The organism is Bradyrhizobium huanghuaihaiense (assembly GCF_025200885.1).
Classification (GTDB): Bacteria; Pseudomonadota; Alphaproteobacteria; order Rhizobiales; family Xanthobacteraceae; genus Bradyrhizobium; species Bradyrhizobium huanghuaihaiense.
Genome location: NZ_CP104172.1, coordinates 8995208 through 9009771, shown reverse-complemented (window position 1 = coordinate 9009771; position 14564 = coordinate 8995208). Strand labels below are relative to the sequence as shown.

Below are 14564 nucleotides of genomic sequence, written 5' to 3'. Positions count from 1 at the left end.
ACCTACATCCCACCTCGGCATATTAGCGATCCGTAATTTGACCGGGCCGGGGGCGGGCCGCATCCTTCATCCGCCAGATCGTTCACCGGGCAAATCAGCGAGGGCGAATTTCGTGGCAGAGACAGACCTCCGGCCGATCCAGGATACGGATCAGCAGGACCCGCCCGCGGCGCGGCCGCGTGGGCCTGCGGGGCTTGGGCTGTCGGGCAAGCTGCTGCTGCTGACCGTCCCCCTGGTGATGATCGCCGCGATCCTGCTCTACGTGCCTGCCATCGCCAACTTCTGGGTCAACCGGCTCAACGACCGTGTCGCGGCCGCCAACACGGCGGCGCTGGTGCTCGACGCTGCGCCGCTCGGCATGGTCCCCGATTCGCTCTCGCGCGAAATCCTGAAGAGCATCAATGCCCGCGCCGTCGCCATCAAGATGGGCCAGCAGCGCCGGCTGCTCGCCAGCGACAATCTGCCTGCTACGATCGGGCACGACGTCGACCTGCGCGACATGACCGTGTGGGAGGCGATCACCGGCTCCTTCCAGATGATGCTGGAGACCGGCAACCAGGCCATTCGCGTCGTCGGCCCCGGCGTCGGCAACGCCCAGTTCGTCGAGATCGTGACCGACGAATTGCCGCTGCGGCAGGCGATGTACCGTTTCTCCCGCAATGTCGTCGTGGTCGCGCTGATCATCGGGGTCCTGACCGCGGGCCTCGTCTATCTCGCGCTCCATTATCTCTTCGTGCGGCCGATGCGGCGGCTGACCGCAAGCCTGGTCGGCTTCCACGAGAACCCGGAAAGCTCGGCGGGAATCATCGTGCCGAGCCAGCGCAGCGACGAGATCGGCGTCGCCGAGCGCGAATTGTCCGACATGCAGCGCGACCTGATGTCGATGCTGAATCAGAAGAGCCGGCTCGCCGCGCTCGGCCTTGCGGTATCCAAGATCAACCACGATTTGCGCAACCTGCTGGCCTCGGCCCAGCTCCTGTCGGACCAGCTCGCCAGCGTGCCCGACCCGCGGGTGCAGCGCTTTGCGCCGAAGCTTGTGCGCTCGCTCGAGCGCGCCATCGCCTTCTGCCAGTCGACACTGTCCTATGGCCGCGCCCAGGAGGCCGCACCCGACCGCCGCATGATTTTGATCGAGCCTGTGGTGCTGGAGGTGCGTGAGACCGCGGGCCTTGCCAGCGACGCCTCGATCGCCTGGGTTGCCGCGATCGAGCGCGGGCTCGCGGTCGATGCCGACCCCGACCAGCTGTTCCGCGTGCTGCTCAACCTCGTCCGCAACGCCGCCCAGGCGCTGGAAAGCCACGCGAGCGGCGATGGCGGGGCGCAGCAGATCCGGATCACCGGAAAGCGCGAGGGCGCCGTCGCCATCCTGGAGGTCTCCGACACCGGTCCCGGCGTGCCCCAGAAGACCAGGGAGCACCTGTTCGAGGCCTTCCAGACCTCCGGCCGCCCCGGCGGCAGCGGCCTCGGCCTTGCCATCGCCGCCGAGCTCGTCCGCGCCCATGGCGGCGACATCCACCTCGTCGAGGGCACCATCGGCGCCACCTTCCGGATCGTCATCCCCGACCGCCCCGTGGAACTCCTCTCCATCCGCAACGAGCGGCAAAGGGCGTAGGTCGGCCAGCGGCCGACTGAACCCGTCATTCCGGGACGGCCCAAAGGGCCGGGCCCGGAATCCATAACCCCGGCTGGTGGTTATGGATTCCGGGCTCGCGACTTCGTCGCGCCCCGGAATGACGGCCAGGAAGGTGGAAATACGCGAAAATCTCCCTATCCCGGACCTTGCCAATCGGGGCAAGAGCGGTTAGTCAGAGCGCTCTTTCGCACCCCTCCGGCGCTGTCCGGAGGCTGCGTGTGGGCCAAGCCCGCACCATCAGCGAAAAACGCGCCCGTAGCTCAGCTGGATAGAGCATCAGACTACGAATCTGAGGGTCGGACGTTCGAATCGTTCCGGGCGCGCCATTTTTATCTTGCTTCTGAGCGGTCGGTAGGTCGGCAGCGCTCTCCTCGGGTGCGGCGTCCGCTTGCCTTGAGCGAGGACGACCAGTCCGCTGCCTCTCGGTCCCGGACTGTCGTAGCGCTACGCCGGTCGAGTGGATCGAACGGAAAGTCGGCGGGCACCAGATCACCTTGTCGATGAAGGAGGTGGTCGCGTGCCCAGCGGAGCAGAGGTTGCGGGTGTCACTCTGGTGATCAGTGCCCTCGTCCTGAACAGCTTTCAACCGACGGCGCGAGCAATTCCGGGATGATCGAAAAGGCCGCTATCGAAGGTATCCGAACCGCCCCGGGACAGCCGGGAGGACAGCCGGTCGCGGTAGGCGCCTTTGGGTCAAGCCGGCCTTCACCATCGGGACGCGCTCGATGAACTGGGCAAACTTGGTTATCGCGTCAGCCGGCGGGCATGGTTCCCCCTGGCTGTTTAGGACCTTGGTTCCCTCTGCTGCTGCTTAGGACCTTTAGGGCGCGGCGAGCGTTGAGGCGATAGCGCCGGGGCAGGACCGCGAACCCCGGAGTTCGGATCATGAGCACGATCCCTGCGGACCTTGAAAGAAAGTTCGAACAACGGTGGGCCGCCAGATTGGCGCGGTCCATTCCACCGCCATTTGCGCGCCCCGCCTGTCCGATGTGCAAGGCCCAGATGATGCTCGTCAGCATCGAGCCAGAAAGCCCAAGCGTGGACTTGCACATGTTTCGATGCGCTGTCTGCAATCACATACTTACGACCTTCGCAGCGCATGAAGATCCCAGACATTCCAAGGGCCGCTGGCTGCAAGGCGATTTGCGCCCACCGAAGTAACCCGCGCTCCAAGTCGTGACCGAAGGCGAGACGCCGCGGCTGCCGGAAGGTTTCAGGGTCGAGTTCGACAAGGATGGTTGGCGGACTCGCATGAGGCGGCGATATCCTCAATGCATCCGCCGCTCTGACTGATCTTCACTAATCCGCCGGCCGGCTATGGCATGACCATGTCCGATGACTGGACCAAACGAGCGACGAACATCCTTCGAGAACTTCATGCTGCTGAGACGGAGCTAATCGGCAGGGGTGTTATCCTGACCGACGGTAAGGCGGGGACGGTTGATCACGTCTTCCTTGACGAGGTGCACGGGCTCCGGATCTCGATCGGTGGCCACGACGGCAAGTGGCCGATTTCGACTGTGAAGCTTTTAGACTCCGGTTCCACCGGATAGCGCAGGCAGTCGATCCCGGGATTGATCAAGGTAACCTAACCGGACCACCCTGCGAAATAGGGGAGACAGCCGGCGATGACGAGCAGCAGAAGGATCGTAGGCCGTCGCAGATTGGTTGGCTGGAGCGAGTAATCGGCCATCGCATCACAGTGCGACAGCGAAGCAATAGTGCCCAACTTCATCGGCCGTGGCGCGCCATTTCGGTACAGAGGGCTGAATTGGCTGCCACCGAATTATGTGCGCAGCCGAACCACTAAGCCGGCTTGCACAGCGCCTGCCCTTTCCGATTGATAATTTTGAATGCTCGTATCAGCGGTGCCGCAGACCGCCATGCACATTCGGAGAGTGGGCCGAGATCAGGTTCTTGTGCTTCCGGGCCGCCGCTTCGGCCTCGCGAGCAAGTCGTTCAGCCTTTAACCTCTCGCGGTTTGCATGAAACGCCGCTTGGATGCGTTCATACTCGGATATCGCTACTTTGGCATCGGTTTCCTTGAAGACCCTTTGCGCCTCACGTTGGGCGGCAGTGGGCGGCTTCCATCCGTAATCTTTATGAGCGGTCATTCCCTCCTCCTTCGGTGATAGCCGTAGGGGCTTGTTGGGTCCGACCGTCAAAGTCTCTTCCTGTTTTTCAGTTACCGCAATCGAATATTGCGCCAGTCGTTCCCGCGCCGATCGCGCGCAAACGCCGCATCAGCCGCCGACAGCCGCACGCGGAACTTGCTGCCGGTTGCCACGGCAATTGTGGCCTTTGCTGCGCCTCCCGTGGTTTACGGGATCCTTGTCGCGACGTTGGGCCGGTTCTGCTTGAGCCAGGCGACGGCCTCGGGTCCATCGACGACGCACTCGAAGGTTTCCCAGGTCGGGTCCTCCAGGGATTCCGATTGCAGTCGCTTCGCCGCATACTCGACGAGATCGTGCAGGCCTTCGTATCCCCGTCGGTGCTCGAGGGACTCTGCAATCGCCTTGCTGGTCCATCCTCGCTCGGCCAAATCGATGATGCTCGGAGCATCAGCCTCGCTGAACCACGGCGTGGCATCGAACTCGATGCAGCGGACATTGTCGGCGGTATGGCAAGTGGCGTGGATCATTGGATTCCTCCGTCCTGCGCTAAAGCATGATCCGGAAAAGTGCGAAGCGGTTTTCCGAAGAGATCATGCTCAAACATCAACCTAAAGCGCGATGACGGCTCATCCAAATCTCATCGCGCTTTAGCATTGCACGTCTCTCGCATGCCCTCAGGCTTTGACCAGGTCTCCCAGCAGGTTCGCCGCCACCATCAGCTTCGCTAGCGTCAGGCCGCCGGCGGCAATCTCCTCGACCGTACGGCGGATGCGCGTTGCCTCGGGATGAGCTGCAAGCCAGGTCTCCGCCGCCTGCTGACCGGATTGGCCGATGGTCAGCATATCTGCGGCCAGGCGTCTTTCGGCAGCCGCGATCAGGTCGATGGCGCGGTCGATGGCGAGGCGCTCGAAATGATCGCTTGCCGGCACGTTGCGTGCAGCGGCGGTGATGCGGTCGAGACGGAAATTGGCCTCGGCGGCAAAGAACGTCGCGGCGGCGTCACCGATGCTGCGGCTGGTGCGCTCGGCGACCGTCACGATGTCGGGCGCCGAGACCAGGGCGTCGAGGTCGGCCAGGTCGCCGGCGAGTCCGATCGGGACGCCGGCATCGATCAGGTCCTGCCGACGCTTGCTGCGCGCGGCCTGCAGGTCCGGTGGTAGGGCGTTGTCGAGCGAGGCTGCGACCTCGCGGACGGCAGGGCCAAACCGGGCGATCACTGCACTGAGACCGTCCTTGAAATCGACATTGCGCACGTACCAGACCATGCGGGAGAGCAGGAGATCCTGAATCGCCGCGTAGAGGCCGAGCTGCAACTGTCCGTCGATGAGGCTGTCGAGCGCGTCGATCCCGTCATTGAGCCGCCTGAGCTCGTAGATCGCGTCCACCGCCACCTGGGCCATGACGATGGTCGAGATATCGGCGTCGGTCTCGTCGGTCAGGCGTACGATGCAGGCCGGCCCCCCGCGGTTGATCACGGCATTGACGAGACTGGTCGCGATGATCTCGCGTCGGAGGCGATGGAGCTCGACCGCGGCCGGGAATTTGTCGGGAACCTCGCGCGGAAAATACAGGGACAGTCTGCGGGCGAGATAAGGATCGTCAGGCACGCCGGTTTCGAGCAGGTCGCTGTAGAGTGTCAGCTTGGCATAGGCGAGCAACACGGCAAGCTCGGGCCGTGTCAGGGCTTGGCCGCGTCGTGTGCGCTCGGCGATCGCGGCGTCGTCAGGCAGGAATTCGACGGCGCGGCTGAGCAGGCTGCGTTGCTCGAGCGACTGCATCAGGCGCGTGAGGAAGCCGGTCTCCGCCATGCCCTTGCGTTCGGCGAGCGAGAGCGCCAGCGTCTGCAGATAGTTGTTGCGCAGGACCAGCGTACCGACTTCGCCGGTCATCGCGGCAAGCAGGGTGTTGCGGTCGGCCGGGCTGAGGCGTCCCTCGCGCTCGGGGCGCGCCAATGCGATCTTGATGTTGACCTCGACGTCGGACGTGTTCACGCCGGCCGAATTGTCGATCGCGTCGGTGTTGAGCTTGACGCCCTTCTGCGCTGCTTCGATGCGCCCGCGCTGGGTGACGCCGAGATTGGCGCCTTCGCCGATCACCCTGGCGCGAACGTCGGTCCCGGTGATGCGGATCGGATCGTTGGCGCGGTCGCCGGCCTGATCGTCGCTTTCCGAGGAGGAGCGGATATAGGTGCCGATGCCGCCGAACCACAACAGGTCCGCGCGCGCCTTCAGGATCGCCGTCATCACCTCGAAGGGCGTGGCCTGCTCCTTGTCGAGATCGAGCAGGGCGCGCACTTCAGGTGCGAGCGGGATCGCCTTGAGCGAGCGCGAGAACACGCCACCGCCCTGCGATATCAGCGATTTGTTGTAGTCCTGCCAGCTCGATCGCGGCAGGTCGAACAGGCGCTTGCGCTCGGTGAAGCTGATCGCCGGGTCGGGGGAGGGATCGATGAAGATGTCGCGGTGATCGAACGCCGCAACGAGCTTCGTCGCCGGCGAGAGCAGCAGGCCGTTGCCGAAGACGTCGCCGGACATGTCGCCGACGCCGACCACGGTGAAAGGCATGGTCTGGATGTCGGTGCCGAGCTCGCGGAAATGGCGCTTGACCGCCTCCCAGGCGCCGCGCGCCGTGATCCCCATCTTCTTGTGGTCGTAGCCCTGGCTGCCGCCGGAGGCGAAGGCATCGCCGAGCCAATGGTTCTTCTCGGCCGAGATCGCGTTGGCGACGTCGGAGAAGGTGGCGGTGCCCTTGTCGGCGGCGACGACCAGATAGGGATCGTCGCCGTCATGCCGCACGGTCAAGTCGGGCGGCACCACGATGTCGCCGTCGAGATTGTCGGTGAGTTCGAGCAGCGAGCGCACGAAGATGCGATAGGCTTCGGTGCCCTCCGCGAGCCACGCCTCGCGATCGGAGGGCGGCGGCAGGCGCTTGGGCACGAAGCCGCCCTTGGCGCCGACCGGCACGATCACGGCGTTCTTGACCTGCTGCGCTTTCACGAGGCCGAGGATCTCGGTGCGGAAATCCTGCGGCCGATCGGACCAGCGCAAGCCACCGCGCGCAACCTTGCCGAAGCGCAGGTGAATGCCTTCGACACGCGGTGAATAGACGAAAATCTCGTAGAGCGGTCGGGGAGGGGGCAGATCCTCGATCTTGCGCGCGTCGAACTTGAAGGAGATCACCGGGCGCGGATGTCCGTCCTCGCCGATCTGCCACAGATTGGTGCGGATGGTCGCCTGCACCAGATTGGTGAAACGGCGCAGGATGCGGTCTTCATCGAGCGAGGCGACGGATTTGAGCTGCTCCTCGATCTCGGCAAGGAGAGTTATCTCGCGCGCCGAACGCTCGCGATCGGTCAGGACGAGGCGCGGATCGCGGCGGGCCTGGAACAGCGCGACGAGGTTGGCTGTGATCGCGGCGTTCTTGCGCAAGGTCTCCCACATATAATCCTGGGTGAACGGTGCGCGGATCTGGTGCAGATAGCGCGACAGCGCCCGGATGGTCGAGATTTCCCGCCACCCCAAGGCCGTGCGCAGGATCAAGGCATTGTACCCGTCGGATTCGGCGCGATCGGTGACCACCGCCATGATCGAGGCCTCCAGGCGATGGCTGAAGTCCCGGCTGATCTCGATCGGCTGGCCGTCGCTGGTCTCGATCGTCATGTCGTGCAGCCAGACCGGCTCGGGCCTGTTGCCGGGCACGATCTGATAGGTGCGTTCGTTGACCACGCGCAGGCCGTGATTTTCGATCACCGGCACGCGGTAGGACAGCGACAGCGGCGCGGCATCCGAAAACACCTTCAGGCCGAAGCGCTTGGGATCATCCTCCTCGAAGCGGTGAACCGAAATCGTCACCGGGCGGGCCGGTGTGAGCTTCTCGACGGTGGCGATATCGGCGACCGCCTGTTCTGCCGTGGCAGCCTCGGTATAGCCGCCGCTGAAGGCCTGAGCGTAGCGATTTGCGAGCATGCGCGCCCGCATGCCGTCGGTCGACGCAGCCAGCGCCGCCTTCAGCTTGTCGGCCCAGGTCGCGGCAATGGCGCTGATCCCGGCTTCCAGCGTGGCGCGCTCGACGGCGGGAGTCTTACCTTCATAGCGTCCGATGATGTAGTGGACGCGCGCCAATGCTCCTTCGGGGAAGGACACGTAGGAGGCCGACAGTGCCCCCTTGTAGCTCTGCGACAGGAAGGCGCCGACGCGCATGCGCACGTCGGTGTCGTATTTGTCGCGCGGAATGAAGACGAGGATGGAAACGAAGCGATCGAACTTGTCGACCCGCGCCAGCGCGCGGACGCGGGGGCGCTCATAGAGGATCAGGATCTCCATGACGAAATCGAAGAGGGTGTCGACGTCGATCTGGAAAAGTTCGTCGCGCGGATATTCCTCGAGAATATGCTGGAGAGCCTTGCCGGAATGGCTGTTCGGGTCGAAGCCGGCGCGCTGGAGCACCCGCGATACCTTGTGGCGAACATAGGGGATCTGTCGTGCCGAGCGCGTATAGGCACCCGAGGTGAACAGGCCGACGACACGCAATTCGCCCTCGAGCCGGCCGTCGGGCGTATAGAGCTTGATGCCGACGTAATCCATCCGGATGCGGCGATGAACCCGGCTGCTCACATTGGCCTTGATGACGATGAGCAGGGTCGGTTCGCGCATGAACTCGCGAATCTCCGGCGTCATCACCACCATTTCGCTGCCGCGGCGCAGGACCTTCACATCGGGATCGCGGAGGATACCGAGGCCCTCGGCGGTCGTGATGTCGTCCGACGCATCGCGGCCGGGCGAGAAGCGATATTCGCGCACGCCGAGGAAGGTGAAATTGTCCGCGCACAGCCATTGCAGGAACTGGTTGGCCTCGGCGACCTCGTCGATCGGCAGCGGCGGCGGATTGGACGAGAACGTCTTGACCGCGTCCTCGACCCGGTCGCGCATGGCGCGCCAGTCCACGACGCAGGCGCGCACGTCGCCGAGCGTCCTGGTGAGGCCGTCAATCAGCCTCTCGCGGTCCGCGTCGGCGTCCAGGCGGGTGATGTGGAGGTGAATCAGGCTCTCTCGCGCGCCCTTTGCCCCTTCCGGCAGTGCCTCGCCGTAGAAGCGCAGGAGCTTGCCCTGGTCATCGCGCTCCACCGCGATGATGGGGTGAGCGACGAGGGTGACTTCGATGCCCTGCTCGGTGAGCTCCGCCATGGTGGAATCGAACAGGAAGGGCATGTTGTCGTTGAGGATTTCGAGCACGGAGATCTCGCGCCCGTCCGGCATCTGCGGATTGACGACGCGGACATCGGCGCGCCCCGCCGTGCGCCGCTGCACATGCTCCCAGGCTTGCTCCGCCAGGAAGGCAAGCGAGGAGGCATCGTGACTGGCGAGATCCTCGACATTGGTGAAGGCGAACAGAAGCTCGGCAAAGCTGCCGGGGGCCTTGCCCGGCTGCACGCTTCCTGCTGCTTCGCGGATCAGAGTTGCCCGGGCCTTGTCGTCACGCCAAGCCATAGCGTCCTCCATCTCCCAGCCGACGAGCCGCAATGACGGTCGGGCATTGTTCTTGGAGTGCGCCTCTTCGAGCGCATCTTCTCAACCGCGTTTCAGTCGCCTCGGCGACATCATCGGTCTTGCGGCCTTCACGATATTAGCATTCTGCGGCCGTCATGGCGCGGGAAGTTGCGAGGCGCGCTTGGGGGCGGAAAATCGATGCCGACGACCATCGCGTCATTGGTGCTCTGCAAAATGACGAGGAATTTCAATTGTATATGAGTTCGTGATTTTGTTCTGAATGGCGCGCCATTTCAGGCACCGAGGCGAACCCGGAGTGCCCATCTTTATCGGCCGTGGCGCGTCACTTAGACTGGGTACTCGCCAGAGACGCCTGGACATGTCGGTGAATATGGAGATGACCCATGAAACTCGCGCATGACGGCATCCAGCTGTCGTTCGACATCGCCGGGGCGGGACCGCTTCAATTCCTGTTCGTCCATGGCCTGCGCGGGGATCGCACCCATTTTGCGCCGCAAATGGAATATTTCGCCCGTCAAGGTCGGGCGTTGAATGCCGAGCTGCGGGGACATGGCGAGAGCGACAAGCCGCAACAGGTGTATTCGATCGAAGGCTTCGCCGACGATCTCGTCTGGCTGTGCAACCGACAGCAGATCACGAAGCCGGTCATCGTGGGTCAAAGCATGGGCGGCAACATGGCGCTCGAAATCGCCGCCCGCTATCCGGACTTTCCTGCAGGCCTGGTGCTGCTCGATTCAGGGGTGCTCTTCCCTGCCTCGGCAGGGACGGTGTTTACAGGGTATCTGGAGGGCTTGAAGGGTGCGGATTTTGCGGACGAGGTCCGGAAAATCGTGGCGGACTCCTGTCTGCCGACCGACAGATGCCGCGCCCATGTCGAACAGACCTTTCTGGCGACGCCACAGCACGTGCTGGTATCCACGTTTACAAGTCTGTTCCCCTGGGATGTGCATCGGGCGCGTGAGTGCGCGCAGGCGTGCCGGGTCCCGGTGCTCTACATCGAAGCGGCCCATCGGCTCGCGGATCTGGATCGTTTTGCGGCGCTGTGCCCGCAACTGGTCACGGCCAAAGCCGTCGGCTCCGGGCATTTCCTGTCGCTGGAAGTGCCGGAGCAGATCAACCCGATGATCGACCGGTTTATCTCGCTCTACGTGCGAAGACCCGGGTAAGCTTCGTCGCGGCGGGATAGCCGTGCGCGGGTCGGCGAGATTCATCATAGCGCCACGGCGAATCAATAGTGCACACCTTCATTGGCCGTGGCGCGTCATTTGCGGTAGTAAGTTGTCCCATGCGTACGATCGACCGTCTGATCTCCTGCCTCATTCTGTTCCTTGCCATCGCAGCCGTTCCGGTGCTTCCCGTGCACGCGGCGGAAAGCTGCCCGTTCATCAGCGCCCAGCAGCTCGCCGGTGCGATGCCGGCGCTCAAATGGTCGCTGATTTCAAATCAGGACGGCCGCGGCTGCATCTACCAGGCCGGGCGCGGCGACACGATGATGCTGTCCGTGTTCCGCAATCCCGACAAGGACCGCGCCAGGGAATTGTACGCGACCTTCGTCAAGACGCTCAGTGAGCGCATGCCGCTTAACGCGGTGTCCGGGATCGGCGACGAAGGCCAGGGCGGAACGACCGCCGCCGGCGCAGAGCGCCAGGAGGCCTCGGTCGTCGCCTTGTCCGGCGATTACATTCTGCAGATCACCGTCTATCCGATCGGCCGGCGTGCCGACGATGCGCTGCTCCGACCGCTCACCGAAGCCGCGCGCGTCGCCATCGCCAGCGTGAGCAGGAGCAGCGAGCGGTTCGGCAATTGCGAGTGGCTCACGGCCGCCGATGCCGACGGCTTTCTCGACAACAGCACGCTGACGGTGCAGCGGACCGGCGCGGGCAGCTGCATGATGTTCGATCGCGAGGCCAACACCATGACCGTCGCGGTAATCGACATCTCGCGCAACACCGTCATGGGCATGATGAAACGCACGGGCCCGTGCCAGCACGTGGCGATCCCCGAGCTCGGCAGTGAAGCGTTCGGCGAGCATTCCTGCACCAAGGGTAACGGCAACGCCGTCACCATCTATGTCTGGAAGAACGGCAGGCAGGCCTCGATCCTGTTCGCGCCGGTCAAGCCGCATCCGGAGTCCGGCTCGGTCGAGCGCCTGAAGGCGGTCGCCGGGCGCGTCTATGGAAAACTGTAACGGTCTGCGGATCGGAGACGTCAGCGACGCCGTTTTCGATGGCGTCGTAGAGGCGCTTGAGTTTGGCTTCCGCTTCGGCCGCACGCTCGCGCAATTCGGCGATATGCGTCGTTCGGCGCTCGGCGCGCTCTTTTCGATGGAGGACGGCCAATAGGATTTGCTCGAGACGCCTGTCGGTCCTCAATGGCGGCGTAAACCCAACTCGGGGACAATATTCGCATCCATGTAGACCCGGGTCGGGCGATCAGCTATCCGAAGAAGCGTTGTGGAGGTTGATGGATGTCAGGCAGGACCTGGACCAACATCGTTGAAAGCAATGTCCTCTCCTACGGAGAGATCGTTCTGGGTATCGATCCCTATCTTCCGGACGTCCCCGCCGAGTTCGAACCAGACGATGGCGGCAATGATTGGCTGGTGCGCTATCTCGATTTCATCCTTTCAGCCACCATCGGACGAATCGGTTTCGTCAAATTCCAGTCAGCGTATTTCGAGGCCTACGGCCTTGCCGGATTGAGTGCCCTGTCGTTTGCGATGAAGCGGGCACGTGCGGCCGGCATGGGTGTCATTCTTGATGCCAAGCGGGGAGATATTGGATCGACCGCAGCCGCCTATGCGCGCGCTTATCTCACGCCGGCAGACGCTGGGGGCAGCGGTGATTTTGAGGCTGATTGCTTGACCATCAATCCCATGATGGGTCCCGATACGTTGGAGCCATTCCTCGAATGCGTTCGCAGATTTGGCAAAGGCCTGTTCGTTTTGTGCCGCACGTCCAATCCCGGTGCCGGTTGGCTGCAGGATCGAATGACAGGCAATCGCTTTGTTTCAGATCGGCTCGCCGATTTGATTACGACAATTGGCAGGGATTGCGAGCAGGACTCACGCCTCAGTCCCGTCGGAGCAGTGATCGGAACGACGGCTCCACAGGAAGGAAAGCGGCTCCGCCTGCTGCTGCCAAACGCAATCATACTTGCTCCCGGGCTCGGGCCGCAGGGAGGAGACCCCGCGGCGCTGAACGCACTGCGCGGTTCCCGGCCGGGAGATCTTCTGGTGCCGGTCTCTCGCGGCCTGTTGCGAGCGGAGGACCGTTCTATTTCCCTCGGTGACTATGAAATCCTCATCAACACGCGTCTCGACCAACTGAAGGCGACGATTGCTGCAGTGCCCAGCCTTAGTGCGACCGCTTGACGTCCGTCCGGCCGGCCGTGCGTGCCTCGTCATTCAAAACAGGCTGGCGCTTATGGCATAATATGCCATGCCTCATGAATTCAACCGGGGGCGCCGCTCGGCCAACCGCCGCGTGTGACCGTCGTTCCGATCGCGGTTTCGGCCTCCACGTCAACGGCTCGCCAGTACCTCCTTGCACTTGGCCGCAAAGGCGTTGAGGTACGAGCCGATCTCGTTCGCCAGCGCATCGGACCGGTCGACATTCTGCAGGCTCATGTTGAGTGCGTAGACCGGAAGCCCGTCCAGCACGATCGGCGTTGCGACGGCAAGAACGGCGGGTTGCCACGACACCGCGCAATAGCCGTCGCGCTCGACGGAGGCGATCGATCTCCTGACGTCGGCAAGCAGCGCCTTCGTGGCAGCAGTGCAGCGCCGTTTGAACAGTTTCAGCAACCGCTCGCGCTCGGTCTCTGCAATGCCGGCGAGGTATGCGCGACCGAGCGACGTCAATTCCATCGGGACCTGCTGGCCGGCGACCACGTTGCGCAGCGCCGCGCGCGGGCTGTAGCGGATCGATTCGAGGTAGACCATCATGGTTCGATCCGCGGTAGCTAACCCGACGTTCAGCCGGCGCTTGGCCGATTCTGCCCGCATCATCGGGCCGATCGCGTTGAGCACGGGTGATCCCGTTCGCATGGCGTGGCCGATGCTGATGACGGATGCGGCAAGGCGGTAGGCCCGCTCGGCGCGGACTTCGTCGAGCATCCCGGAATTGACCAGCGTCCGTGTCAGCCGGCTGACCGTCGATCGCGGCAAGCCAGTTCGCTCCGCAATCTCGCCGTTGCCCAGCGTGTCGACGCCGGGCCGGAACGCCCTGAGTATCTCGATGCCTCTTTCGAGCGAGCGGTTGCCATCGACCCCGCCCGCATATCTGCGCGCCTGCGCCAAACCAGCCTCCTTACGCATTTCCACTAAGTGGAATTAAGGGGATGTTCGGGCGGGTGCAAGCCGCTATAGGCACCGGAAAGAAGAATGCCTGGCTACGCACGGGCTCGACGAGGAAACGGCAGCGCCTGAAATCGGCATTCGGGAGCCTGCGCGGATTCTTGCGATATCCGCGATGCGTGGCGGTGATCGATCCGACGCCAACTACGGAGCGTGCCATGCCCTATCAGCTCATCGAATTTTCCGTCGAAGCCGGCGTTGCGACCATCGCATTCAACCGCCCGGAACGGCGCAACGCCATGAGCGACGAGATGCGCGCCGAGTTCGCCGGCGCGCTCGAAACCGTGTCGCGCGACAAGGCGATCAAGGCCCTGGTGCTGACGGGACGCGGCAACGCCTTCTGCGCCGGCGGCGACATCAGCGGCATGAAGCGCCGGCTCGAGGCGCCGCAGGGGGAAGTCGCATTCAACGGTTGGAGCCGGCAGCAGGGCGTGCATCACGTGCAATCGCTGCTGCTGGGCCTGCCGAAGCCGACCATCGCCGCCGTCAACGGCGCCGCGGCCGGCCTCGGTGCCGACACGGCGCTCGCCTGCGACTTCGTCATGGGCACGGAACGATCGAAGTTCACCTGGTCCTACATCAAGCGCGGCTTGATCCCCGACGGCGGCGGCCTGTATTTCCTGCCGCGCCGGGTCGGGCTTCCCAGGGCAAAGGAGCTGATCTTCACCGGGCGCGTGGTCGAAGCAGACGAAGCGCTCGCGCTCGGCATCGTCGATCGCAAGGTGGCGGCGGCCGAGCTGCTGCCGGCTGCGCAGACCTGGGCGGCCGAGCTGGCTCAGGGGTCTCCCACCGCGCTGGCGCTGGGCAAGAAGATCCTGAATGAGACCTTCGAGCATTCCGCGCACGACATCTTCAATCTCGGCAGCCAGGCGCAGGCCATCTGCTACACCAGCGCAGAGCACCGCGATGCCGTGACGGCGTTCCTCGCGCAATCCTCGTCGAAGGATTGAGCG

General features: G+C 63.9%; 11 protein-coding genes and 1 tRNA gene. 8 read left to right on the top strand and 4 right to left on the bottom strand.

Annotation, left to right across the window (positions count from 1 at the left end; all coding sequences use genetic code 11):
* Nucleotides 1-112: 112 nt before the first annotated feature.
* The 3 genes from N2603_RS42015 (at nucleotide 113) to N2603_RS42005 (ending at nucleotide 3186) form a co-directional block, all read left to right on the top strand.
* Entirely contained in the window at nucleotides 113-1612 is a 1500-nt protein-coding gene (locus tag N2603_RS42015) for a sensor histidine kinase (protein WP_260386806.1), read from the top strand.
* Nucleotides 1613-1882: 270 nt separating this feature from the next.
* Nucleotides 1883-1959: transfer RNA gene (locus tag N2603_RS42010), tRNA-Arg, on the top strand.
* A 996-nt stretch (nucleotides 1960-2955) separates the two neighbouring features.
* Nucleotides 2956-3186: a PRC-barrel domain containing protein gene (locus N2603_RS42005; protein WP_260386805.1), complete on the top strand. Its 231-nt coding sequence runs from the start codon at nucleotides 2956-2958 to the stop codon at nucleotides 3184-3186.
* Between the two features lie 309 nt (nucleotides 3187-3495).
* Here the strand turns inward: N2603_RS42005 and N2603_RS42000 are convergent, their stop codons facing one another.
* The 3 genes from N2603_RS42000 to N2603_RS41990 all read right to left on the bottom strand — a co-directional run bounded on the left by N2603_RS42000 (nucleotide 3496) and on the right by N2603_RS41990 (nucleotide 9245).
* On the bottom strand, nucleotides 3496-3747 hold the full coding sequence (locus N2603_RS42000) for a hypothetical protein (RefSeq protein ID WP_260386804.1): 252 nt from the start codon (nucleotides 3745-3747) through the stop codon (nucleotides 3496-3498).
* A 206-nt stretch (nucleotides 3748-3953) separates the two neighbouring features.
* The gene (locus N2603_RS41995; protein WP_260386803.1) at nucleotides 3954-4274 is read right to left on the bottom strand and encodes a hypothetical protein; all 321 of its coding nucleotides are present in this window, start codon (nucleotides 4272-4274) and stop codon (nucleotides 3954-3956) included.
* Between the two features lie 147 nt (nucleotides 4275-4421).
* Entirely contained in the window at nucleotides 4422-9245 is a 4824-nt protein-coding gene (locus N2603_RS41990) for an NAD-glutamate dehydrogenase (protein WP_260386802.1), read from the bottom strand.
* A gap of 392 nt (nucleotides 9246-9637) precedes the next feature.
* Between N2603_RS41990 and N2603_RS41985 the strand changes: the two genes are divergently transcribed.
* From N2603_RS41985 to pyrF, 4 genes are all read left to right on the top strand, one after another.
* Nucleotides 9638-10420: an alpha/beta fold hydrolase gene (locus tag N2603_RS41985; protein ID WP_260386801.1), complete on the top strand. Its 783-nt coding sequence runs from the start codon at nucleotides 9638-9640 to the stop codon at nucleotides 10418-10420.
* A gap of 119 nt (nucleotides 10421-10539) precedes the next feature.
* Nucleotides 10540-11442 (top strand): hypothetical protein, encoded by a 903-nt coding sequence (locus tag N2603_RS41980; RefSeq protein WP_260386800.1) that lies wholly within the window; start codon nucleotides 10540-10542, stop codon nucleotides 11440-11442.
* Nucleotides 11429-11596, top strand: a complete 168-nt coding sequence (locus N2603_RS41975; RefSeq protein ID WP_260386799.1) for a hypothetical protein — start codon at nucleotides 11429-11431, stop codon at nucleotides 11594-11596. Before N2603_RS41980 ends, N2603_RS41975 begins: the two co-directional genes overlap by 14 nt.
* Before the next feature lie 125 nt (nucleotides 11597-11721).
* A complete protein-coding gene (gene pyrF, locus N2603_RS41970) occupies nucleotides 11722-12627 on the top strand; it encodes an orotidine-5'-phosphate decarboxylase (protein ID WP_260386798.1) in 906 nt (301 codons plus the stop codon).
* Between the two features lie 150 nt (nucleotides 12628-12777).
* Here the strand turns inward: pyrF and N2603_RS41965 are convergent, their stop codons facing one another.
* A complete protein-coding gene (locus N2603_RS41965; RefSeq protein ID WP_260386797.1) occupies nucleotides 12778-13554 on the bottom strand; it encodes an IclR family transcriptional regulator in 777 nt (258 codons plus the stop codon).
* Nucleotides 13555-13769: 215 nt separating this feature from the next.
* Here N2603_RS41965 and N2603_RS41960 point away from each other — a divergent pair, with 215 nt between their 5' ends.
* The gene (locus N2603_RS41960; RefSeq protein ID WP_260386796.1) at nucleotides 13770-14561 is read left to right on the top strand and encodes an enoyl-CoA hydratase/isomerase family protein; all 792 of its coding nucleotides are present in this window, start codon (nucleotides 13770-13772) and stop codon (nucleotides 14559-14561) included.
* Nucleotides 14562-14564 lie beyond the last annotated feature (3 nt).

Coding starts and splice junctions, on each gene's coding strand:
- N2603_RS41980 (WP_260386800.1), top strand. CDS start 10,540: ATGCGTACGATCGACCGTCTGATCTCCTGCCTCATTCTGTTCCTTGCC.
- N2603_RS41995 (WP_260386803.1), bottom strand. CDS start 4,274: ATGATCCACGCCACTTGCCATACCGCCGACAATGTCCGCTGCATCGAG.
- N2603_RS41985 (WP_260386801.1), top strand. CDS start 9,638: ATGAAACTCGCGCATGACGGCATCCAGCTGTCGTTCGACATCGCCGGG.
- N2603_RS41990 (WP_260386802.1), bottom strand. CDS start 9,245: ATGGAGGACGCTATGGCTTGGCGTGACGACAAGGCCCGGGCAACTCTG.
- N2603_RS42000 (WP_260386804.1), bottom strand. CDS start 3,747: ATGACCGCTCATAAAGATTACGGATGGAAGCCGCCCACTGCCGCCCAA.
- N2603_RS42005 (WP_260386805.1), top strand. CDS start 2,956: ATGACCATGTCCGATGACTGGACCAAACGAGCGACGAACATCCTTCGA.
- N2603_RS41975 (WP_260386799.1), top strand. CDS start 11,429: ATGGAAAACTGTAACGGTCTGCGGATCGGAGACGTCAGCGACGCCGTT.
- N2603_RS41960 (WP_260386796.1), top strand. CDS start 13,770: ATGCCCTATCAGCTCATCGAATTTTCCGTCGAAGCCGGCGTTGCGACC.
- pyrF (WP_260386798.1), top strand. CDS start 11,722: ATGTCAGGCAGGACCTGGACCAACATCGTTGAAAGCAATGTCCTCTCC.